The sequence below is a fragment of the Streptomyces nogalater genome, from assembly GCF_039532885.1.
GTDB classification, from domain to species: domain Bacteria; phylum Actinomycetota; class Actinomycetes; order Streptomycetales; family Streptomycetaceae; genus Streptomyces; species Streptomyces nogalater.
In genome coordinates this window covers 112235-132736 of record NZ_BAAASM010000014.1, presented here as the reverse complement: position 1 = coordinate 132736, position 20502 = coordinate 112235, and the positions used below count along the sequence as shown (strand labels likewise).

The 20502-nt window shown below is 72.7% G+C and carries 21 protein-coding genes; 9 read left to right on the top strand and 12 right to left on the bottom strand.

What is annotated here, in order from left to right; translation table 11 throughout:
• Window positions 1–381 precede the first annotated feature (381 nt).
• Complete coding sequence (locus tag ABD350_RS12460; protein ID WP_344348005.1) at window positions 382–1227, bottom strand: LLM class flavin-dependent oxidoreductase; 846 nt, start codon at window positions 1225–1227, stop codon at window positions 382–384.
• 262 nt (window positions 1228–1489) lie between these two features.
• On the opposite strand from ABD350_RS12460, the gene ABD350_RS12455 reads away from it, so the two are divergent.
• Window positions 1490–2233 (top strand): class I SAM-dependent methyltransferase, encoded by a 744-nt coding sequence (locus tag ABD350_RS12455; RefSeq protein WP_344348004.1) that lies wholly within the window; start codon window positions 1490–1492, stop codon window positions 2231–2233.
• 158 nt (window positions 2234–2391) lie between these two features.
• Window positions 2392–4188 carry an eCIS core domain-containing protein gene (locus tag ABD350_RS12450; protein ID WP_382466625.1) on the top strand — a complete coding sequence of 599 codons (1797 nt, stop codon included), beginning with the start codon at window positions 2392–2394 and terminating at the stop codon, window positions 4186–4188.
• On the opposite strand, the gene ABD350_RS12445 is transcribed toward ABD350_RS12450, so the two are convergent.
• The 4 genes from ABD350_RS12445 to ABD350_RS12430 are packed head-to-tail and all read right to left on the bottom strand — an operon-like array spanning window position 4175 to window position 7402.
• Window positions 4175–5116 carry a class I SAM-dependent methyltransferase gene (locus tag ABD350_RS12445; RefSeq protein WP_344348003.1) on the bottom strand — a complete coding sequence of 314 codons (942 nt, stop codon included), beginning with the start codon at window positions 5114–5116 and terminating at the stop codon, window positions 4175–4177. The two genes, ABD350_RS12450 and ABD350_RS12445, sit on opposite strands and share 14 nt — an antisense overlap.
• Complete coding sequence (locus tag ABD350_RS12440; protein ID WP_344348002.1) at window positions 5095–5739, bottom strand: cysteine hydrolase family protein; 645 nt, start codon at window positions 5737–5739, stop codon at window positions 5095–5097. Before ABD350_RS12440 ends, ABD350_RS12445 begins: the two co-directional genes overlap by 22 nt.
• Complete coding sequence (locus ABD350_RS12435) at window positions 5736–6869, bottom strand: isocitrate/isopropylmalate family dehydrogenase (RefSeq protein WP_344348001.1); 1134 nt, start codon at window positions 6867–6869, stop codon at window positions 5736–5738. Before ABD350_RS12435 ends, ABD350_RS12440 begins: the two co-directional genes overlap by 4 nt.
• Entirely contained in the window at window positions 6866–7402 is a 537-nt protein-coding gene (locus ABD350_RS12430) for an EF-hand domain-containing protein (protein WP_344348000.1), read from the bottom strand. Before ABD350_RS12430 ends, ABD350_RS12435 begins: the two co-directional genes overlap by 4 nt.
• Window positions 7403–7819: 417 nt before the next feature.
• Here ABD350_RS12430 and ABD350_RS12425 point away from each other — a divergent pair, with 417 nt between their 5' ends.
• A complete protein-coding gene (locus ABD350_RS12425) occupies window positions 7820–8650 on the top strand; it encodes a nucleotidyltransferase domain-containing protein (protein ID WP_344347999.1) in 831 nt (276 codons plus the stop codon).
• 80 nt (window positions 8651–8730) lie between these two features.
• Here the strand turns inward: ABD350_RS12425 and cynR are convergent, their stop codons facing one another.
• Window positions 8731–9621, bottom strand: a complete 891-nt coding sequence (gene cynR / locus ABD350_RS12420) for a transcriptional regulator CynR (RefSeq protein WP_344347998.1) — start codon at window positions 9619–9621, stop codon at window positions 8731–8733.
• Window positions 9622–9749: 128 nt separating this feature from the next.
• Between cynR and ABD350_RS12415 the strand changes: the two genes are divergently transcribed.
• The 6 genes from ABD350_RS12415 (at window position 9750) to ABD350_RS12390 (ending at window position 16260) form a co-directional block, all read left to right on the top strand.
• Window positions 9750–10343, top strand: coding sequence for a carbonic anhydrase (locus ABD350_RS12415; RefSeq protein WP_344347997.1), 594 nt, complete (start codon window positions 9750–9752; stop codon window positions 10341–10343).
• 53 nt (window positions 10344–10396) lie between these two features.
• On the top strand, window positions 10397–10867 hold the full coding sequence (cynS, locus tag ABD350_RS12410) for a cyanase (protein ID WP_344347996.1): 471 nt from the start codon (window positions 10397–10399) through the stop codon (window positions 10865–10867).
• 208 nt (window positions 10868–11075) lie between these two features.
• Window positions 11076–12050 (top strand): L-threonylcarbamoyladenylate synthase, encoded by a 975-nt coding sequence (locus tag ABD350_RS12405; RefSeq protein ID WP_344347995.1) that lies wholly within the window; start codon window positions 11076–11078, stop codon window positions 12048–12050.
• Between the two features lie 750 nt (window positions 12051–12800).
• A complete protein-coding gene (locus ABD350_RS12400; protein ID WP_417801506.1) occupies window positions 12801–14120 on the top strand; it encodes a uracil-xanthine permease family protein in 1320 nt (439 codons plus the stop codon).
• Window positions 14117–15553, top strand: coding sequence for an amidohydrolase family protein (locus tag ABD350_RS12395; protein WP_344347993.1), 1437 nt, complete (start codon window positions 14117–14119; stop codon window positions 15551–15553). The genes ABD350_RS12400 and ABD350_RS12395 overlap by 4 nt, the downstream gene beginning before the upstream one ends.
• Window positions 15550–16260: a TSUP family transporter gene (locus tag ABD350_RS12390; RefSeq protein ID WP_344347992.1), complete on the top strand. Its 711-nt coding sequence runs from the start codon at window positions 15550–15552 to the stop codon at window positions 16258–16260. Before ABD350_RS12395 ends, ABD350_RS12390 begins: the two co-directional genes overlap by 4 nt.
• A gap of 75 nt (window positions 16261–16335) precedes the next feature.
• Here ABD350_RS12390 and ABD350_RS12385 read toward each other — a convergent pair whose 3' ends face one another.
• From ABD350_RS12385 to ABD350_RS12360, 6 genes are all read right to left on the bottom strand, one after another.
• Window positions 16336–17376, bottom strand: coding sequence for a LacI family DNA-binding transcriptional regulator (locus ABD350_RS12385; protein ID WP_344347991.1), 1041 nt, complete (start codon window positions 17374–17376; stop codon window positions 16336–16338).
• 176 nt (window positions 17377–17552) lie between these two features.
• Window positions 17553–17840, bottom strand: a complete 288-nt coding sequence (locus tag ABD350_RS12380; RefSeq protein WP_344347990.1) for a lasso peptide biosynthesis PqqD family chaperone — start codon at window positions 17838–17840, stop codon at window positions 17553–17555.
• Window positions 17837–18211, bottom strand: a complete 375-nt coding sequence (locus ABD350_RS12375; RefSeq protein WP_344348263.1) for a lasso peptide biosynthesis B2 protein — start codon at window positions 18209–18211, stop codon at window positions 17837–17839. The genes ABD350_RS12380 and ABD350_RS12375 overlap by 4 nt, the downstream gene beginning before the upstream one ends.
• Before the next feature lie 99 nt (window positions 18212–18310).
• A complete protein-coding gene (locus ABD350_RS12370) occupies window positions 18311–19204 on the bottom strand; it encodes an asparagine synthase-related protein (protein ID WP_344347989.1) in 894 nt (297 codons plus the stop codon).
• Window positions 19162–20163 (bottom strand): asparagine synthase-related protein, encoded by a 1002-nt coding sequence (locus ABD350_RS12365; RefSeq protein ID WP_344347988.1) that lies wholly within the window; start codon window positions 20161–20163, stop codon window positions 19162–19164. Before ABD350_RS12365 ends, ABD350_RS12370 begins: the two co-directional genes overlap by 43 nt.
• Before the next feature lie 10 nt (window positions 20164–20173).
• Complete coding sequence (locus ABD350_RS12360) at window positions 20174–20299, bottom strand: lasso RiPP family leader peptide-containing protein (protein WP_344347987.1); 126 nt, start codon at window positions 20297–20299, stop codon at window positions 20174–20176.
• Between the last annotated feature and the right edge of the window lie 203 nt (window positions 20300–20502).

The window sequence follows — 20502 nt, the reverse complement described above, 5'->3', positions numbered from 1 at the left end:
CGGTGACTGTCACATACGTGAATGGTCGTCATGATGACGAATGGTGGAGGGAATGTATGGTCGGCCGTCGAGCGCAGTCAAGACGTGTGCGACGCCTGTCCGGGCGGCCGACCGCATGGCTCCAGTGACGACTGAGGCCTCTCGGTGGTCGAATACCCGGCGAAACTTTCGCTATCTTCCGTAGCTGTCGATCGGCGATAGCGGCCAGATGGCCTTGCCGGGCCGACCCCGGGGGGCGGAGCGCGAGATCGATCAGCTCCGCCCGCCGCAGCATCCGTCCGTCGAACCCCGGCAGGGGTACGTGCAAGGGCTCGGTCCAGCGGGCCGGGATCGCTTCCCAGCCGTGATACGCGCCCGCGAGTCCCCGTGTGGTCCGAGCCGTCAGAGGATGTCGGCGAGGCGGTCCGCCTGGTTCGGGTCGACGCCGTAGCAGTAGAGCATGACCTCGTCGGCGCCCAGGTCGCCGAAGCCGCTGAGCGCGTCGCGGATCTCGGCGGGCGTGGTGAGCAGCCCGGCCACCATCCGGTCGGCCATGCCGGTGAAGGCGTAGTAGGCGTGCATGTTGGCCCGGGCGTCGGCGATGACCTCTTCGGGGCCGAGCGCGACATTGACCTGCGCGACCATGCGGGGTTCGCCGTCGCGGCCGTACTCCTTCCAGAACGTGCGGACGGTTTCGAACAGGCCGCCCGCCCAGGAGGGAGCCGCCGCGGAGAGGAAGCCGTCGCCCCAGCGCGCGACGCGTTCCAGGGCGGCGGGCTGGAAGCCCCCGAACAGCACCTCGGGGCCGCCGGGCCGGGCGGGTGCGGGGCCGATCGGGCCGGCCCCGTCACCGTAGGGCCCGCCGGACCACAGGCGGCGCAGCACCGCCATCTGTTCGTCCAGGCGCCGGCCTCGGGTGCGCTTGTCGATGCCCGTGACCTGGTGATCGTCGTCCCGGCCACCGATGCCCAGGCCGAGGACCAGGCGGCCGTCGGTCATCCGGTCCAGCGTGGCGGCCTGCTTGGCCAGGAGGGCCGTGTCGCGCAGCGGGGCGAGGAGCACCTCGGTCTGGACCCGGACACGGGAGGTCGCGCCCGCGAGAACGGCGAGGGCCACCAGAGGCTCCGGGTTGTCGTAGACGAGCCGGTCCAGCAGGCCGAGCGTGCTGAAAGGACCGGCTTCGGCGCGCTGGGCCCAGCTCAGCAGAGTGCCGGGGTCGCCGATGGGCAGGCCGATACCGATGTTCATGAAGGAGCCTCCGACAGGAAGGAAGGGTCGACAAAGACTGCTGCCGCCCCTCCGGCACCCGGGGAAGGTGGGACGCTCCCGCCCTGCGGCGCACTTCCAGGGAGCCTCTCATCGAAGTGCCCCCACCGTAGGACGGCCGATTCCACGAGGCAAACCATTTCGGGGCCTCGCCCTCTTCGCCTGGCGGTGAATATCTGGCGGTGAGCATCTGGCGGTGAGTATTCGGTGGACAGCGCCGGTGGCGGCGGCGAACGCTGGTGGCATGCAGCAGGAGGGCGTCTGGGACGCGGATACCGCACGCGACTACGACACGATCGGGACCGGGATGTTCGCGCCGGAGGTCTTGGGACCGACCGTCGAACGCCTTGCCCGGCTCGCGGGGGACGGAGCAGCGCTTGAGTTCGCCATCGGGACCGGCCGGGTAGCCGTTCCCCTCGCCGAGCGCGGAGTGCCGGTCACCGGCATCGACGCGTCACCGCCGATGGTGGAGCAGCTTCGCACCAAGGCGGACGAGGCCACGATCCCGGTGGTCATCGGTGACATGGCGACCACCGTCGTGCCCGGCACGTACACCCTGGTCTACCTCGTCTACAACACGATCTCCAACCTGCTCACCCAGGCCGAGCAGGTCGAATGTTTCCGCAATGCCGCTCGCCACCTCACCCCCGGTGGCCGCTTCGTGATCGAGCTGTGGGTGCCGGAGCTGCGTAAGCTCCCCCCGGGCCAGACCGCCACCGTCTGGCACTGCGAGCCCGGCTACATCGGACTGGACACCTACGACACCCTGCGGCAGCGGGTCGTGTCGCACCACTTCCGGTTCGACGAGACCGGGCAGGCCCGGCTGCTCCGCAGTCCGCACCGCTACATCTGGCCGGCCGAACTCGACCTCATGGCCCGGCTGGCCGGGTTCGAGCTGGAGAGCCGGACCGCGGACTGGGCCGGTGCCGAGTTCACCGCCGAGTCGCGTTCTCACGTCTCCGTGTACCGGATCCCGCGGCCGCGCTAGCTTCGTGCGGACCGGTGCCGCGAGCCGCGCATCGGGTCCCCGAGGGCACGCGGGGGTGCCCCTTCGGTCCTGTCGCGCTGCCCTGATGTCTCTGGCGTGCCTTGCGCCCCGCCCTGTATCCAGGAAGGAGTCGCATTCGGCCGTCAGATGAGGAACACGTGCACGACCACACCAGGACGAGGACGACCGGCACCGACACGAGCAGGACACCGGCCCGCCAGGCCGCCACCGGACCGCGGTCGGTCGCCCGGAGCCTCGCGGCCTTCCAGGCGGCTGCCGGGAACGACGCCGTGGTGCAGATGCTGCGCCAGGCCGGACACCTCCCCGAGGAGGGGCACCAGCACGGTGCCGGCTGCGGGCACGAGCAGCCCGAGGTGCAGCGTTCCGCCGTCCACGACGTGCTGCGCGCCCCTGGCCGCCCCCTGGACGAGGCCACCCGTACCGACATGGAAGCCCGGCTCGGCGCCGACTTCTCCGACGTGCGGATCCACAGCGACGCGGCGGCCCGGACCTCCGCGGCCGAGGTCGGAGCACGGGCCTACACCTCGGGCAGCCACGTGGTCATCGGGGAGGGCGGCGCGGACCGCCACACCCTGGCCCATGAACTCGTCCACGTGATCCAGCAGCGACAAGGCCCCGTCGCCGGAACCGACAACGGAGCCGGTCTGCGGGTCTCGGACCCCGCCGACCGGTTCGAGCGGGAGGCCGAGGCCACCGCGCGGCACGCCCTGGCGGGGCACGCCGCCGGGACGCGCGCCACCGCTTCCGCCGCCGGTCCCGCGGCGCACGCGGGGGCCGGCGGACCGGCCGCGGTGCAGCGGATCGTCAAGATCACCCCCGGTATGTACCTGCGGGGCGTGGGCGCCACCGAGGAGACACTCGACGGCGGCACGCTCCAGCGGTACCTGGCGATCGCGGTGGAGGACGAGGTGCACCGCGCCCAGAAACTCGACCCCCAGGGCCCGTACGAGGCGAACCTCAAAGAGATCAAACGCAAACTCAAGTCCGATGTCCCCGAGGCTCTGCGGCTGACCACCGCACTCGTCGGCGTGGTGAACAGCTTTCTGGAGGACCAGCAGACCTACGTCTCCGACTACAACCCGCCGGACCACGCTGACGGACCCGGCGCCATGGTGCCGGTGCCGAACGCGCAGACCCGGTACGCGACGGCACCGGACACCACCGAAACCGGCTACTACCACACGTCCCTTGCCCGGCAGACGGAGCCGTACTGGGGCAACGACACCACAATGCGCGAGAAGACCGCCCAGTCGCTCGGCCCGGTCGCCGAGACGCTGCCGATCGAGCAGAGCAGGCTTGAGCGCCATGCGCGGGGCGGGGAGAACCTGCCGTTGAAACGGCTCACCCTGAAGCAGGCCGCCCAGATGCTGCCGCGCCCGCTGTTCAACCTCATCTTCGACGTGCGTTACCAGTTGGAGTCACCGGACGAGGGACAGCAGCGGCCCGTGATCGACGAGCGGAGCGAAGCGCAGAAGGCGGTCCGCGACAAGAGCCCGCACGAACCGGGCACCCTGCGCAGTTGGCACCAGGACGACTACGGCAGGCTGCCCGACAACAGGTTCGACCCCGCCGCCGTCCCCGAGCACGCCCGGGATCTGCACGACCACTACACCGCCCACTCCCAGTCCGGTGCGGGCTCCTCGGTCCAGAACGCGGCCACGGCACCCCGCGGCTTCGCCGAGTACACCGGCACGGGAAGCGACTGGGAACACAATGTCAAGGTGGTGCTGGACTACATCCAGAAGCGGGTCTACCTCACCCTGACGCACTACCAGTACTGGGCGCTGATCCCTCCCGAGCGGAGCGGCGAACCGTACACGTTCTGGCAGGGGCCGGGCCAGGACCTGCAAGCGGCCCGCGCCGCACTGGCCAAGGAGCCGCGCGGCGCGACCGGGGTCATGATGAGCCCCTGGCTGGAGATCAGCATGTCCTGACCGCCAACGGCCTTGCGGATCCCGGGCCGGGCGACAGGCGGGGCCGGGCGGCGAAGAACCAGCGGTTGGCCGCCAAGGCGTCGTCCGGTTCCGGGCGGGGGCCCCGGCCGTGTACGGCGGCGAAGTCGTACGGTGTGCGGGCGGCCACCGTCCAGCCGCGCGCGGCGAGTTCGCCCGCCGTGTCGGGACGTGGCTCCCCGTCGAACAGGGCGAGCAGATCGATGCCGGTCCGCCGCCTGGCAGCGGCATAGACCGGGCTGGCCCGCACCCGCGGTGACTCGACGCCCAGCTTGACCTCGTAGGCCAGGGAACTGCCCGCGGCGCTCAGCCGGTCGATCGTGGCCACGAGGCGGCGTTCGGCCGCCGCCGGGAGGTAGAGCAGCAGCCCCTCGGCGAGCCACGCGGTGGGCGCGGCCACGTCGAAGCCCGCCTCCAGCAGGGCCTCGGACCAGTCGAGCCGCAGATCGGCCGCAAGGGCCCGGCGCCCGGCCGCGGGGACGGCCCCGGCCCGGTCGAGTACCGCTTGCTTGAACGACAGCATCCCGGCGGTGTCCACCTCGTGGACCACACAGCCCGGCGGCCAGTCGAGCCGGAACGCCCGGCAGTCCAGACCCGCCCCCAGCAGCACCACCTGCCGGACGCCCCGGCGCACCGCGTGGAGCAGGTGGTCGTCCAGGACGCGGGTGCGCAGGCCGAAGTACCGCCCGAGCCGGCCCCACAGCGGGTCGGCCTCACCGGCGGGCACCTGTTCCGGGCGGACCGGCCAGCCGGCCGAGGCCGGTGCCGCGCGCACGAAGTGCTCGGCGAACGGGTCCCGGGCCAGGGCATCGGGACGATGGGTCTCGATGGCGCGGGCCGCGGCCACCAGCAGGGCGGTACGGCCCACACCGGCCGCGACGCCCGGGGTCAGTCCGGCGGGCGGACGCACGACGCCTCCTCGGGCCGGTACACGGGCGCGGCCCACACCCGGGGGTCGTCCGCGGTGGTGGTCCGGGCGCCGTAGACCAGCCGCATGAACCGCAGCACGGCGTCGTACGGCAGGTGCAGCGCTGCCGTGCAGTCCGTCAGGACGGTCACGTGCCAGCCCTTCTGGAACGCCGTGCGGGCGGTGGTGTCCACGCACACGTCCGCGTACAGCCCGGCGAGGACCAGATGGCTCACGTCCCGCGCACGGAGGTGCTCCTCGAAGCCGTCGGACAGGAAGGCGTCGAAGCAGGCGCGCTTGGTGAACACCCGCTCGCCCGGGGCCGGGACGACGGCGTGGAACCGCGCGCCCCATGAGCCCTCCAGGCACTTGGGCCGCTTGCCGAGCGTACGGTCCCGCAACCGCCAGCCGGCCCCCTGGTGTCGGGGATCGCCGACGAAGCGCACGAAGAGCACCTCCACGCCGTGCTCGCGCGCCCGGGCCACCGCCCGGACACAGCCGGCGACGGCCCGTTCCAGCACGGCCGTGTCCTTGCCGAAGCGGGCCAGGCCCGCCGGGCCGACGCAGAAGTCGTTCTGCAGGTCCACGACGACCAGGGCCGTCCCACCCGGTTCCGCGCCGGTCATGACCCGCCGACCAAGGCGTCGTTCTTCGGGGCCACGTCGGCCGGGAAGGCGTCGAGCACGGCGAGCAGCGCGTCGACCACGGCGCTGGTGGAGTGCCGCCCGCCGAGGTCCGGCGTGCGCACGCCCCGCTCGTCCAGGGCGCGCAGGGCCCGCTCGGTGGCCCGTACCGCTCCGGGGCATCCGGCGTGGCGCTCCGCGACGAGTGCCGCGGCGCGGATCGTCGCCACCGGGTTGACGAGGTCCCGGCCGGCGAGGTCGTCGGCGGACCCGTGGACCGTCTGGTACTCGACCAGGCCGGACAGAGCGGGATCGAGGCAGACGTTCTCGGTGCAGCGGCTCTCCTGACGGGGGGCGCCGAACCGGTCGAGCAGTACGACGTGCATGATGTCGGCCCACTCGTTCCCGGCGACGATCAGCGTCCGGTCGGGCAGTCCGTGGGTGATCAGATCGCGGTTGACCGTGTCCGGCTGGAACAGGTCGACGCGTATGCCGAGCCGGTCCGCGAGTTCGGTCACCCAGGCGTCGAGGGCGCCGTCCAGGAGGTGGAACTTGTAGGCCATGACGACGCGGTCGAGGTGTCCGTCCGGCCACTCGCGCCGGGCCCGGCGCAGGGCGTAGTCGACCACGGCCTCGGTGATCTCCCGGCTGAAGGTCATGGTGCGGGTGACCGCGCCGGGCGTATGCCGGTTGTCCCCGGTGTAGAACCCCTGGGCCTGGTCCCGGACCAGCAGCAGCGAGCGGCCGGCGCCGGTGAGGAGATCGACCTTCACGGACCGCAGCCGCTGCCGGACGAGATAGAGCGACTGGGCGTTGACGGCGGTGCGGAAGACCGCCCGGGTGCCCCGCGCGGCCAGGGTGCGGCAGAACCGCTCGTAGTGGTCCGCGTCCTCGGCGGTCAGCGCCCGGATCCTGGCCACGTCCCGTTCGGCGCGCAGTGACACATACGAGTGGTAGAGGCGGGGGGAGCGCTCGATCGCCACGCCGTGCGGATGTCCGGCGGTCAACGCGCCGAGCACCCGCTCGAAGACGTCCGCGACCTCGGGACCGGTGCCCCGGCCCACCGCCAGGCCGACGACGGGCCGCGCCGGGTCCGATTCCCCCGCGGGCGTGGCGGCGTGGGGAAGGGTCATCGGACCGTGCCCGCGGTGAGGTGGTCGCCGGGGATGCCGGCCTTCTCCGGACGGTAGTAGTCCCGGATGCCGTCCGCCCAGGTGGGCACGGGGACGCGGTCGCCGTCGACGGGTTCGAAGGCGTCGAACAGGGCGTCGATGTTGGGGCGTTGGAAACCGATGGCCGTCATCAGCGCCGTGAAGTGCGTGCGTTCGACCAAGCCGTCACCGTCCGGGTCGCCCATGGCGGCCAGGGCGTCCGCGAACTCGTCGACCGTGGCGTCGAACCGCTGTGGGTCGAGCACGATCGCGGCGAACTCCTCGGGGCTGACGCGCCCGTCACCGTCGGCGTCCAGCTCACGGAGCAGTGTCTGCCAGTAGCGGCGGAAGGCGTCGAGCAGCCTGCTCCTCGCGCCGTCGGCGGCCTCGGGTACCGCCGCGACGACCCGCTTGCCCATCAGCTCGAAGTCGTCCGCTTCCAGGACGCCGTTGCCGTCGGCGTCGAACAGGGAGAAGACGAGCCGGACGCGGTCGTTCGCCTCGGTGGTGGGCATGGTGTGTCCCCTTACGACGGAAGAGCTGTTCGGCGGATGGCCGAAGGACTGTCCGGATCGCTGAAGAACTGTCCGGCGGACGCCGGCGGATCCCGGCCCTGCGGCCCGACCACTATCGGCGTGCCCTCGGCACCCCGGCGCGGAATGCCGGGCGCGTGCACACGAAAGAAGGGAAATCCGCCGGCCGACGCATGAGACGCCGCCATCCTGGAAAGCCCCGGCGGCCGGGAGCGGCGCGGGCGCCGGCCGGCCCTCCGCTTCCCGCGGTGGCAACGGCCGTGACGACTACGGCCGTTATGCTCTCCGGCATGGGCAACTTCTCCTGAGCGGGCCGCGACGGTCCACAGACATCCGCCCGGCAGGTGCCGGGTCCCGTCAGCGTGCCCGCACGCTCACCTCAGGAGACACCACCACACCATGTCCGTTCACGCTGCCCGCTCCGTCCTGGACGACCGCATCGCACGCCTGCGAGAACTCGCCCACGCCGACCCCCGCCTGGAGGGCGTACTGCTCTACGGCTCGTGGACGGTGGGTGAGGCCGACGCCCACTCCGACATCGAGGCATACCTCTACGTCCACGACGACCACCTCGCCGACTTCGACGGCCCCGCCTTCCTGGCACAGCTCGCCCCGCTCCGGCTCGCCTACACCAACACGTACGGCGTCCTCGCCGTCGTCTTCGACGATCTGATGCGCGGCGAGTTCCACCTCGCCCCCGCCGGCCCCGGCATCGACGAAGTCCCCGCCTGGCAAGGGATGGTGCACCTTCCCCGCCCCGACGACGCCGTCCTGCTCGACCGCACCGGACGGCTCACCCGGGCCGCCCGGCAGCTGGCCACCTTCCGTCCGCCCGAGCCGGTGTCCACCGCCCAGCAGCTGACCGACGAGCTGACCAACTGGACCCTGATGCTCGCCCACGTCCTGGCCCGGGGCGAAATCGCCCGCGCCCATGCCCTGTTGCACACCGTCATCGCGCCCCGGCAACTCCAGCTGTGCCGCCTGTTGCGTGACAGCACGGCCCATTGGCTGACCCCCAGCCGCGCGCTCGAACAGGACCTGCCGGCCGCCGACCGCCACCGCTACGCCGCCACCACGGCCGCCGCCCGCGACCACGACGTACGCAGGGCGGCACGCTCCAGCTGGCGCTGGAGCCGGGACCTGGCCGCCGAGGCGGCCGGCCGCTGGCCCCTCCACCTGTCGCACGAACTCCACGAACAGATCGGCGATCTGCTCGACACACCCCGCTGACCGCGTCCGGCCGGGGCCACCGGACCCGTCCGGCGGCCCCGGCCAACGGCCCTTGTCACGACCCCCGTTGGCCAAGGGCGTCACCCACGGGCGCGGACGAGGTCGTGGATGAGGTCGGTGAAGGCGCGGGCGGCGGCGCTCTGGTAGGCGTCGGTGCGGGTGAGGAGGGCGACGGTGCGCTCCGGCAGGGGCGGATCGAGGGGGACGAGGGTGAGGTGGGGGTGGTCGTGGGCGATGGCGTCGGGCAGGACGGTGGCCAGCGTCGTGCGCTGGACGATCGCGGTGAGCGCCTGGATGGAGTTGGCCTCCACCGCGGTCCGGGGACTGATGCCGTGCTCGGCGAAGTAGCCGTCGATGTGGGTGCGGGTGGCGAAGTCGGCGGTGAGCAAAGCCAGTTGCATCCGGGCGAGGCTCTCCACGGGCAGTGCGTGGTGGTCGCCGGCCGGATGACGGGCGCTGGTGACCAGGGCGAGGGTTTCGGTGAACAGTTCGGTGGCGGTGACACCGGGCAGATGGGTGCCGGCGAAGGCGATGCCGAGGTCGATCTCGTCGGCCAGCAGACCGGCCTCGACGCGGTCCTGCGTCGTCTCCCGCAGGGTGAGGGTGATACCGGGGTGGCGGCTGTGGAGTTCGGCGGCGAGCGGGCCGGTGAGGTAGGCGGTGAAGGTGGGGGTGACGGCGAGGCGCAGATGGCCGCGGGAGAGGTCGCGCACGTCGTGGACGGCGCGTTCGGCGGCGGCGAGGTCGCGCAGGGCGCGGCGGGCGTGGTGGACGTACGCCTCGCCGGAGTCGGTGAGGCGCACGGTACGGCCGGTGCGGTCCAGCAACTGCGCCCCCAGCATCCGTTCCAGCTGCTTGATCTGCTGGGAGAGCGTGGGCTGGGAGATGTGCAGCTCTTCGGCGGCGCGGGTGAAGGTGCCGTTCTCCGCCACGGCGAGCAGATAGCGCAGATGACGCAGTTCCAGGGCCATCCCCCGACTATAGATGTCACCTATAGGAGTCAGGTCCAGCAAGTCTTGGACGCTATGGGAACCGGTCGGGCAGGGTGGGGTGTGCCGGCCCGGTAGGGGGCGGTGACCCATCGAAGGGAAGTGACCCCGTGCGTGATCTCGCCGAGGGCGTCGCGCGGTTCCAGCGGGACGTCTTCCCGGCCAAGGAGGGCCTCTTCGCCCGCCTGGCCGGTCAGCACAGCCCCCACACGCTGTTCATCGGCTGCTCGGACGCCCGTGTCGTACCGGAGCTGATCACGGGCAGTGAGCCGGGCGAGCTGTTCGTCGTCCGCACCGCAGGCAATCTCGTGCCCGCTCACGGCCCCTGCCCGGACGGGGTCGCGGCGAGCGTCGAGTACGCCGTCGCGGTCCTGGGCGTGCGGGAAGTCGTGGTGTGCGGTCACTCGGCGTGCGGCGCGATGACCGCCCTCGCCCAGCGCCACGACCTGTCCGGCACCCAGGCGATCGCCGACTGGCTACGGCACGCCGACGCCTCCCGGGCCCGTACCGCCCGCGACGGCGACGTCGCCGAGCTGGTACGGCACAACGTGCTCGCGCAACTGGCGAACCTGACCACCCATCCCTCGGTCGCCCGTGCCCTGGCGCAGCGGACCCTCACCCTGCACGGCTGGGTCTACGACATCCCCACCGGCCGCGTCGACGTCCTCGCCCCCACCGGCCGGCCGGCCGCCCTGACGTCCTGACTCCGACTCCTCACCGACTCCTGATCACCCATCCCGTAAGGAACGTGACTCTCATGGTGCATGCCCAGATCGACCCCGCCGCCCGACAGGCCCTCGCCGTGAAGGCGGTCGAGGCCAAGATTCGCAAGGACCTGACCTGGGAGCGGATCGCCGAGGCCTCCGGTCTGTCGGTGGCCTTCACCACCGCCGCCGTACTCGGCCAGCAGGCCCTGCCGGAGGAGTCGGCCAAGGCCGTCGCGAAGCTGCTGGACCTGGACGAGGACGCGGTGATGCTCCTGCGGACCATTCCCACCCGCGGCTCCATCCCCGGCGGCATCCCCACCGACCCGACGATCTATCGCTTCTACGAAATGCTCCAGGTCTACGGCACCACCCTGAAGGCCCTCGTCCACGAGCAGTTCGGTGACGGCATCATCTCCGCGGTCAACTTCAAGCTCGATGTGAAGAAGGTCGCCGACCCCGAGGGCGGCGAGCGCGCGGTGATCACCCTGGACGGGAAGTACCTGCCGAGCAAGCCTTTCTGAGCGCCCACTCCGGCGACGGCCCCCCTGCCCCACCGCGCCCCGCCAGGGCGAGTGCGGTGAGGGGGCCGGATCGCCGGGTTCGCCCCGGCGAAGCCGCAGGTCCCGGCGTGAGTCGGAGGCGCCGGCATGATCGGCGACCGCTATCGGGGCCCACGCGGTGCCGTCGGCCGGGACGGAGCGGGGGCGCGGCGGTGAGAGAATTGCCGGCGTGAAGGCAACAACCAGTGACATCGAGAAGGCGGCCGAGGTGCTGCGCGCCGGGGGCCTGGTGGCCCTCCCGACCGAAACGGTCTACGGTCTGGGCGCCAACGCCGAAGACCCCGCCGCCGTCTCGCGCATCTTCCAGGTCAAGGGGCGCCCGCCCACCCACCCGCTGATCGTCCACATCGGTGGCGCGGAACAGCTGGACGAGTGGGTCGAAGACGTGCCCGCGACGGCGCGCCTGCTCGCCGAGCACTTCTGGCCGGGGCCCCTCACGCTGGTCCTGCGGCGCGGCCGGCGGGTGCCGCTCGAAGCGACCGGTGGCCTGGAGACGGTCGCCGTGCGCGTGCCCGACCACCCCGTGGCACTGGCGCTGCTGGGGGCCTTCGGCGGCGGTGTCACGGCTCCGTCCGCCAACCGCTTCGGCTCGGTCAGCCCCACCACGGCGGACCACGTCCGCGCGGAGCTCGGCGATGCCATCGACTTCGTACTGGACGGCGGCCCCTGCGAGGTCGGCGTCGAGTCGACCATCGTCGACGCCACGGGCGAGATCCCGAGCATCCTCCGGCCCGGCGGAGTGACCCGCGAGGAGCTCGAAGCGGTGCTCGGGAGCCCGGTCGCGGTCCCCGCCACCAGCCATGTCCGGGTGCCCGGCCAGCACCCGTCCCACTACGCGCCGCGTGCGCGGGTCGTCCTCGTCGAGCCGGAGAAAGTCGTCGCCGAAGCGGAGCAAGCGCAGGAACTGGGACATCGGGTCGGTGTCCTTCTTCCCCCCTCGCTCGCCGGCGCCTCGGTGAAGACGCACGTCGTGGAGGCGGTCCCCGACTCGATGGCCGCCTACGCGCGCGGGCTGTACGGGTACCTGCGCGAGCTCGACCAGCGGGGCTGCGACCTCATCGTGGCGTCCTTGCCGACGGAGGAGGGGCTGGGCCTGGCGATCGCCAACCGGCTCCGCCGCGCCGCGGGCCCCCGGCCTTCCTGACCGGCCGGTCCGAAAAAGAGGCGGCGGAGTCGGCCCGGGCCGGATGCTTCCCGGAGCGAGCAGCTGACGCAGGCCTGAGGCGAGCAGCTGGAGCCGGCCCGGGGCGAGCAGCTGACGCGGGCCGGGGCGGGGCGAGTCGGCGCGCGTCTCCCAGCGGCTTCGGCGCCGTGCGAACCGGCGGAACCATGCGAAGTGGCCGTTCGCGCCCGGCGAAGGGCCCGCTCGACGACCCAGCGGCTCCTGCCCCGGCAGGAGCCGCGGGCGGTGCCCCCCTCGCGGCCGTCGCCGACCGAGCTGCCGCGTCGCCGGGTCGGGCCGGCCGCTGCGACAACCCTTGACGGTGGATCAGCGGGCTCCCATACTGGCGGCCAAATCGATTTGGCCAAATCGATTTGGCTCTCCGTCCAGGGCCGGATCGCGGCTGAAATCCGAGCGTGTCGTACGACCGAACGGAGCCCGAACGTGTCCAGTCCCCGCCAGAGCCGGCCCGAAGTCGGCCACCCACCCGTCCCCGACCGGACCCCCGCCACCGCCTCGGCCACCCACCCGGCCCCGGCCGACACCCCTACCGCCACCACTCCCGGCGACGCCTATCCCGTCACCGCCACCACTCCCGCCGACGCTCACCCCGCCCCCACCGTCCGCCCCGAAAGCGGCCACCGCCCCGCGGACGCTCCCACCGACGACACCGTGCCCTCGGCCGGGCACGGAGCCCTTCCCGGGCACGGGACCCCGTCCGGCACGCACCCCGTGGACGAGTCGCGTCCCCTCGGGCGGATCCTGCTCTTCGGGATCCAGCACGTCCTGGTCATGGCCGCCACGCCCATCTCGGCGATCTTCCTGATGAGCGCCACCCTCGGGCTCGGCGCCGACCTGACCGTCGACCTGCTCTCCGCGGCCTTCGTGCTGTCCGGCGCCGGCTCGCTGATCCAGTCGCTCGGACCGTGGAAGATCGGACCGCGGCTGCCCTTCATGATGCTGCCGGGCGGGGCGCCGCTCATCCTCTTCCTCGCGATCGCCGAACAGCACGGCCTGCCCACCGCCACCGGCTCGGTGATCCTGACGGCGCTGTTCACCTTCGTCGTGCTGCCGGTCTTCTCCCGGTTGCTCCGGTTCTTCCCCGCCCTCGTCATCGGCACCATGATCGTCATCGTCGGTGTCAATTTGGTGAAGGTCGGCGCGGTCCTCGTCACCGGGCAACCCGGCACGCCCGGCTTCGCCGATCCCGTCAACCTCGGTCTCGGCATGGCGACGATCGGGTTCACCGTCGTCTTCTACCTGCTCTTCACCGGCACCCTGCGTCAGCTCGCCGTCATGCTCGGCCTGCTCGCCGGTACCGCGCTCGCCGCCGTGACCGGCGCCATCGACGCCGGCGCCGTCGGTGGCGGCGGGCTGGTCGGCCTGCCGCGGTTGATGCCCTTCGGCTCACCCGTGTTCCATCTCGTCGCCGCGCTGCCGCTGATGCTCTACAGCCTGGCTTCCATGGCGGAGGCCACCGGCCAGACGATCGTCAACGCCGAGGCCGTCGGCAAGGAGATCGACCGCCGGACCGACGTGCCGAAGACCGTCCGCGGCGACGCGCTCACCTCCCTCTTCGGCGCGTTCTTCGGCCTGCCGCTCATGGTCACCAGCGGGGAGAACATCGGCATCGTCCGCGTCACCGGCGTCCGCAGCCGGTTCGTCACCGCCGCGGCCGGCATCGTCCTCGTCGTCATCGGCTTCCTCGCCCCCGTCACCCGCGCGATCAGCGTGATCCCGTCCGCGGTCGTCGGCGGCACCGCCATGGTCGTCTTCGCCGTCATCACCGTGCTCGGCGTCCAGATGCTCGGCCGTTCGGACCTCGACAAACACACCACCACCTTCATCTGCGCGGTCGCCCTGGCGCTGGGGCTGCTGCCGGTCCTGGTGCCCGGCGTGTACGGCCACTTCCCGCCGAGCGTCCGCATCCTCCTGGAAAGCGGCGTCGCCGTCGGCGCGTTCGTCGCCGCCTTCCTCAACATCCTCTTCCACCACGTCAGGCCGGGCATCGCCGCCCGGCTGACCGTCGTCCGCACAGGAAGCGACCGATGAACCAGCCCGAGCGCGAACTCCTCACCGCACCCGGCCCGCTCCTGCTCGTACCGGACGCGGTACTGCTGCCCGAAGGCCCCGTCGACGGCCATGCCGTCGTGATCGACGACGGCCGCTTCGAGGCCGTCGGACCAACGGACGAACTGGAGCGCACCCATCCGCGGTCGCCGGCCGTGCGACTGCCCGGCCGGCTGCTGATGCCCGGTTTCGTCGACGCCCACCACCACCTCACCCAGAGCTTCGGCGCCGCGCTCGCCTTCGGGGAGCCGTCGGAGATCTTCCGCCGGGTGTGGGTGCCGCTGGAGGGCGCGCTGGACGAGGAATCGGCCTACACCGCGGCCAAGCTGGCCGCCCTGGAAGCACTGCGCGGGGGCTTCACCACCGTCGCCGACGCCGGTACCCGCGCCGACGTGGACGTCGACGTGGTCGCGTCGGCCGCGCGCGACGCCGGGATCCGCTGCGTACTGGGACTCGTCTGCAACGACGCGGACGGCACGGACGGCGCGGGCGGCGGTGCCACCGCAGGGCATCCGGCCGTGCTGGGGAACGCGGAGAAGCACCTCGCCCGGTACGCCGGCGATCCGCTCGTCCACGCCTCCCTCGCCATCTCCATCCCCGAGGCGGCCACCGAACGGACCCTGCGCGCCACCGCCCGCCTGGCCGCCGAGTCCGGCGCCGTCGTACAGATCCATGTGAACGAGCACCTGGCCGGTGTGGAACGCTCTCTGGTACGGCACGGACTGCGGCCCCTGGAACACCTGCACCGCATCGGCGCGCTCGGCCCCCAGCTGCTCGCCGCGCACGCCGCGCTCCTCACCCCCCATGAGCTGACCCTGCTCGCCGACACGGGCACCGCCGTCAGCTACAACCCCGTCGCCAGCGCGTGGAAGGGCAACGCGGTGGCGCCCGCGACCGCCATGGCCGAGCGCGGCATCCGCTTCGGCCTGGGCACCGACGGCACCCGCGGCGACGGTTTCCGGCTCGCGGAGGCCGCCGAGTTCGCCCAGCGGCTGGCGTACGGGCTGAGCACCGGCGACTCCTCCTGCGGCGCCGGCTGGACCTGGCTGGAGACCGCCACCCGCGGCGGTGCCGACGCCCTGGGCCTCGGTGCCCGCACCGGCACCATCGCCCAGGGCCTGGCGGCGGACTTCCTCCTCGTCGACATCGGCACCCCGGAGCTGGCGCTCTCCTGGGACCTGCCCTGGGAGCTGGTACGGCGCGGAAACCGGGACCAGATCACGGCCGTCTTCGTCGCCGGCCGGATGCGCGTGTGGCAGGGCCGGCCGACCGACTGGGACGGGGCCGCGCTGGTGCGGCGCGCCGCCGAACTGGCCCGCGCCACCGTCGGCGAGGCGGACATCACCCGGGTGCACCGCACCTCCACCGCGGCACGGGCACTGCACCAGTCGCGGGAGCGGAGGGCGGCGCGGTGACGGTACAGACACTGACGGTCCTCGCCCTCACGGTGGCCGTGGCCGCGTTTGTCCAGGGCAGCAGCGGGCTCGGCTTCGCGCTGATCGTCGCGCCGGTCGCCGGGATGCTCGATCCCCACCTGGTCCCGGTCTTCGTCCTGGCGTCGATGATCCCGCTCAACCTGTACGTCGCCTGGCGCGAACGGGCATCGCTCGACCTGCGCGGCGCGGGCTGGATCACCGCGGCGAGGCTCGCCGCCACCCCGGCCGGGCTGGCGGTGCTCTGGCTGATCCCGGAGCGCGGCCTCGGGGTGTTCGTGGGCGTCTCCACCGTGCTCGCGGCCGTCGTGAGCCTGGCCGCGCCCGCGTTCACCCCCGGCCGGGCCGCCTACGTCGGAGCGGGCGCGGTGACCGGGCTGACGGAGACCGCGACCGGCGTCGGCGGGCCCCCGCTCGCGCTGGTCTACCAGCACCGGCCCCCCGCCGAACTCCGCTCCACCGTCGCCACGTGCTTCCTCGTCGGCGAAGTCGCCTCCCTGGCCCTGCTGTTCGGAACCGGGAAGGCGCAGGCCACGGAGCTCGGCCAGGCCGCCCTCCTGCTGCCGGCGATCGCCGCCGGCGCGTGGCTCAGCCGACTGGTGCACCACCGCCTGGACGCACGCCGGATGCGCCTGTTCGTCCTGGTCTTCGCACTGGTCTCCGGACTCGTCCTGATCCTCGGGGCCTGACGACGGCCCGGACGAGGCCGGGCCCGACGACGGTGCGGACGGGCTGGGCCCGACGACGGTTGAACGGGGCCGGGCTCAGGCCCGGGCAGCCCGCACGGACGACGCCCGGGCGATCACCCGCGGCTCGGGGGACACCGCCACCGACGGTACGGCGGCGTCCCCGCGCAGCCGCCCCAGCAGCAGCTCCACCGCGTCGGACGCCGCCTGGTCCAGATGCAGATCGACCGCCGTGAGCGGCGGCTCGCAGGTGCGGGCCCGCAGTCCGTCGTAGCGGGTCACCACCATGACGTCCTCGGGTACGGACCGCCCGCTGTCCCGGATCGCCCGGACCGCACCCACCGCGAAGGCATCCACCAGCGCGCAGACCGCGTCGATCCCGGGATGCTCGGCGAGCAGCGCGGCGCACCGCTCGTACCCGGCCCGCTCCCCACCGGACTCCGCGGCCCCGGCCAGGATCGGCGTCCAGCCGTACTCCTCGGCGATCTGCTCGTACGCGGCGATCGCGTCCACGGACGAGTGCCGCGAACCGGCGCCCACGATCAGCGCCGGCCGCACGGCCCCTTGCTCGTGCAGGTGCCGCAGCAGCAGCTCCGCGACCATCCGGCCGCGCAGATCGACGTACGGGGTGTCCTCCTCGGGCGCCACCGGCCGGCCGAGCGCCACGTACGGCAGCCCTCGCTCCCGCAACTGGGCCGCCGCCGCGTCCTCCACGTCCGGCTCGACCACGATGGCCCCGTCGATGTCGACGGAGTACAGCGCCGAGCCCGATTGCACGGGCGGTACCAGCACGAGCGCGTAGTCGTGCAGCAGGGCGCGCTCCGCGGCCGCCGCCGCGACCTCCATGTAGAACCCGAGCCGGGACGGCCCGCCCGCCACCGCGAACGGCATCGACGAGGCGAGCGCGATCACCTTCGCCTGCCCGCGCCGCAGCCGCTGGGCCCGGAGATTGGGCCGGTAGCCGAGGTCGGCCGCGACCTGCCGGATGCGCTCCCTCGTCCGCGGGTCGACCTTGCCGAGCCCGTTGAGGGCGTGGGACACGGTCGTACGCGAGACCCCGGCGACGCGTGCGACATCCGCGATCGTCGGCGGCTTCGGACCGGGGGCGGACGTAGCCATCTGCGCGAACACTCCTCGCTGGCGGGAACGGCTGGCCCACCCATCTTCCCCGACCCACCGCACACCGGCGCGGTCCGGGGACCCCTCGGCCGGCCCATGGGGGAGTCGCTTCCGTGGCCGTGGGGGAACGGTCCGCCCTTCCCCTCCGCCGTCGTCAACGGGCGGCCGGGCCGCCCCTACCCGGCGGCCCGGTCATCCGGTGTGGAGGCCAGGAGGCCGGCGGAGCGGAGCCGGCCGAGGAAGGCGCGGACGTCGGCTTCCGCCTGCTTCTGGTCGATGCCGTAACGGGACACCAGATGCTCCGCCGTCGCGCGGGGGTCCGATCCCCGCGCGAGGTGTTCCAGGATCGCCGCCGCGGTGGTGTTGAGCTGCCAGTACCGTCCACCGCGCTCGTCCAGCAGGACCAGTCCGTCGTCGGTCGCGACGGTCGTCACATGGGGGTGCAGTCGTACGCTCCGTGTCATGGGCGGGCCCCCCGCGCCCGGGACTGGCATGCGACCGTGATCAGTGGTCGCCACAAGGTGGTGTCGCTGCTTTCCCCGACCGCGGTTCCCTCCGCCTCCACCCAGGCGTGGGCGCGGAAAGGCATCGTACGGACGCCGACCCGCCACGTCGGCCACGCGCCGTGCCACCGGCACAGCAGGGCGATGGCCACGGACCGCTGGAGACAGCCGTCGCCGGCGCACATGACGCTCACCCTGAGAACCGCCGCCCGCGCCGCCGCCGCCTCGTCGTAGGTCGCCGGTCTCGCTCCCCTGGACAAGCGGGTCAGCACACGCCGCACATCGCGGGGCGGCCTGCGCGTCAGCAGGCGGGCCGCGCCGACGGCCAGCACCGCGCGCAGATGCCGTCCCGGAGTCAGGGGCTGCCGATCACCCGGCCGCGTCAGGGCCGCGCCTCTCGCTTTTCTCACCTTGCTCCTCCGGTAGGTGTGCTACGGGCCGGGCCTGCCGGGTACGGCGACGCCGGCGGCGGTGCGCGGCGCGGGCGACGTGTGGCCACGCAGCCACGCTTCGCAGTTCAGCGTCAGGATGAGGGCGGCCGGCAGGGGCCCCGGCCGCTGTGGGGCCAGGCACGCCTGCCGCAGTTCCCCGGCGTCGATCAGTCCCAGCCGGGCGAGCCGCGAGTCGTCGCACAGCGAGGCGAGTCCGCGTCGCCGGCCGCGCAGGCCGGTGTGGACGTCCTCGGCCATGTCGTTCTTCGTGGAACGCCGGAGCATTCCGGGGGGCACGGTCTCCGCCAGGGCTTCCCGCAGGAGCGGTTTGAACTCCCAGGGACTGGAACGCTCCTGGGGGCGGGTCGCCAGGCAGATCTCCACCACCCGGTCGTCGAGGTAGGGCGTGGCGGTCTGCACACCCGCCTCGCCCGTCAGCTGGTTGACCAGCCGGGCGATCCGGCCGGATGTCCTGATGTTCTCCAGAGCCAGGTGCTGTGTACGGGTCTCGGCCAGCGGCAGGGCCTGGCGGGCCGCGTCGGTCAGGGCGTCCGCGACCGCCTGTGCCGCCTGCGCGGTGATCCACGGAGGGAGCCGCAGGGTCTGGTGCCAAAGGGGCGGCGGGATGCGCCACTGACCGGGCATCGGCGAGCGCAGATGCCGGGCGCTGTGCGCCAGCCACGCCCCGTACGAGCGGCGGTCGCTGACCAGCTGCCAGGTCTGCCGCACCGACCACCGCCGCAACCCCCGCTGCCCGTACAGGTGGTTGAGGGCCGACAAGGGGTGGTGCCGGATCAGCGTGTGCACATAGGACGGCGGGGCCGTCAGCACCTCGTCACCGCCGTGGCCTGTCAGGTGCAGCCGGGAACCGGCGGACCGGGCGAGGCGCGCCAACTCCAGGAAGCGTGCGCTTTGCAGACCCTGGAAGGGCTCGTCGTGGCGGGGCGGGTGTCGAAGAGACCTTCCAGGACATGGGGCAGCCCGTCCGCGCCGATCAGCCTGTGGTCGGCCCCCGGCATGTGCCCAGCGGCTCGTACCGCCGCCCCCGTGTCGTCGTCCTCGCTGGTCAGGCCGGTGAGGGTGAGAGCGACGAGCCGGCTCGCCCGCTGCCACGCCAGATAGGCGACCGGGGTGGAGTCGAGCCCGCCGGACAGGTCGCAGCTGACGACCGCCCCCGTCTCGATACGGGCGTGTACGGCGCCGCAGAGAGCTTCGCGCAGCAGGACAGCGGTCTGTGCCCGCGCCAGCTCGGGGCGGGGTGGGGTCCATCGCCGCCCGGTCCGGGCCCTGCCGTCCGGGGTCAGTTCGAGGAAGTGGTCTCCGGGCAGCGCTCGGACACCCCGCCACACGGTCGTGTCCGACAGCGGATGCGGCACGCCGGGAAGGAGCAGCCGCAGGGCCAGCGCGGTCTCGTCGAGCGCGGTGGCGCCACCGGCCAGGATATCCGCGCGATTGGACGCCGGCACGGGGGGCGGCCCCGAGGTGTAGAACAGCCGTCGGGTGTGGGCCAAGGTGCCCCAGGCGCGGACCGTTCCCCCGGACGAGACGACGACATGATGGCTGCCCGGCAGTCCCGACGCGGCCTTCTGCATCTCGGCCGGCGTGCGCGCGCCGGCCGACCGGGACTCCAGCAGACGCCGGTCCACCGGGCAGAAGCCCAGCACCACGACGGTCCCGCCCGGGGTGCGGACCACCAGGAGCCGGTCGCCGTGGAGTACGCCGACGACGAGCGGCCGACCCGAGGGATGAGCGGCCAGGACCTCGGTGCCCGGGGCGGTGGGGGCGAGGGCGCCCTCGCAGTCGGGAAGGACGACGAACTCGCCCTCACCGCCCGGCTCGTGCGTGTCCGGCACGGCAGGGGCCTCAGTCCCACAGCCAGATGGTGTCCCAGGTCTGGGAACCGATGCCGTTCGTCAGCTCGGCGAACTCCCCGAGTTCGACCATCATCGGGGACTCGTACTCCTCACCCGTCACTTCCGGGTTCTCCATCTCGTTCCTCCTTCCAGCGGCCCACGGAAAGCCGCTACGGGGGCGTGGTGCCATGAAGGGCAAGAACAATCCTTCAGCATGAACAGGTGGAGCGGAACCGTAATTTGACTACTCTCCACACCAATCCGCTTCTTTCTGTATATAGATCACAAGTGCGACATGAAAGGGTGGGGAAGCGCCGCGGCCGGCCGCGTGTTCGTTAC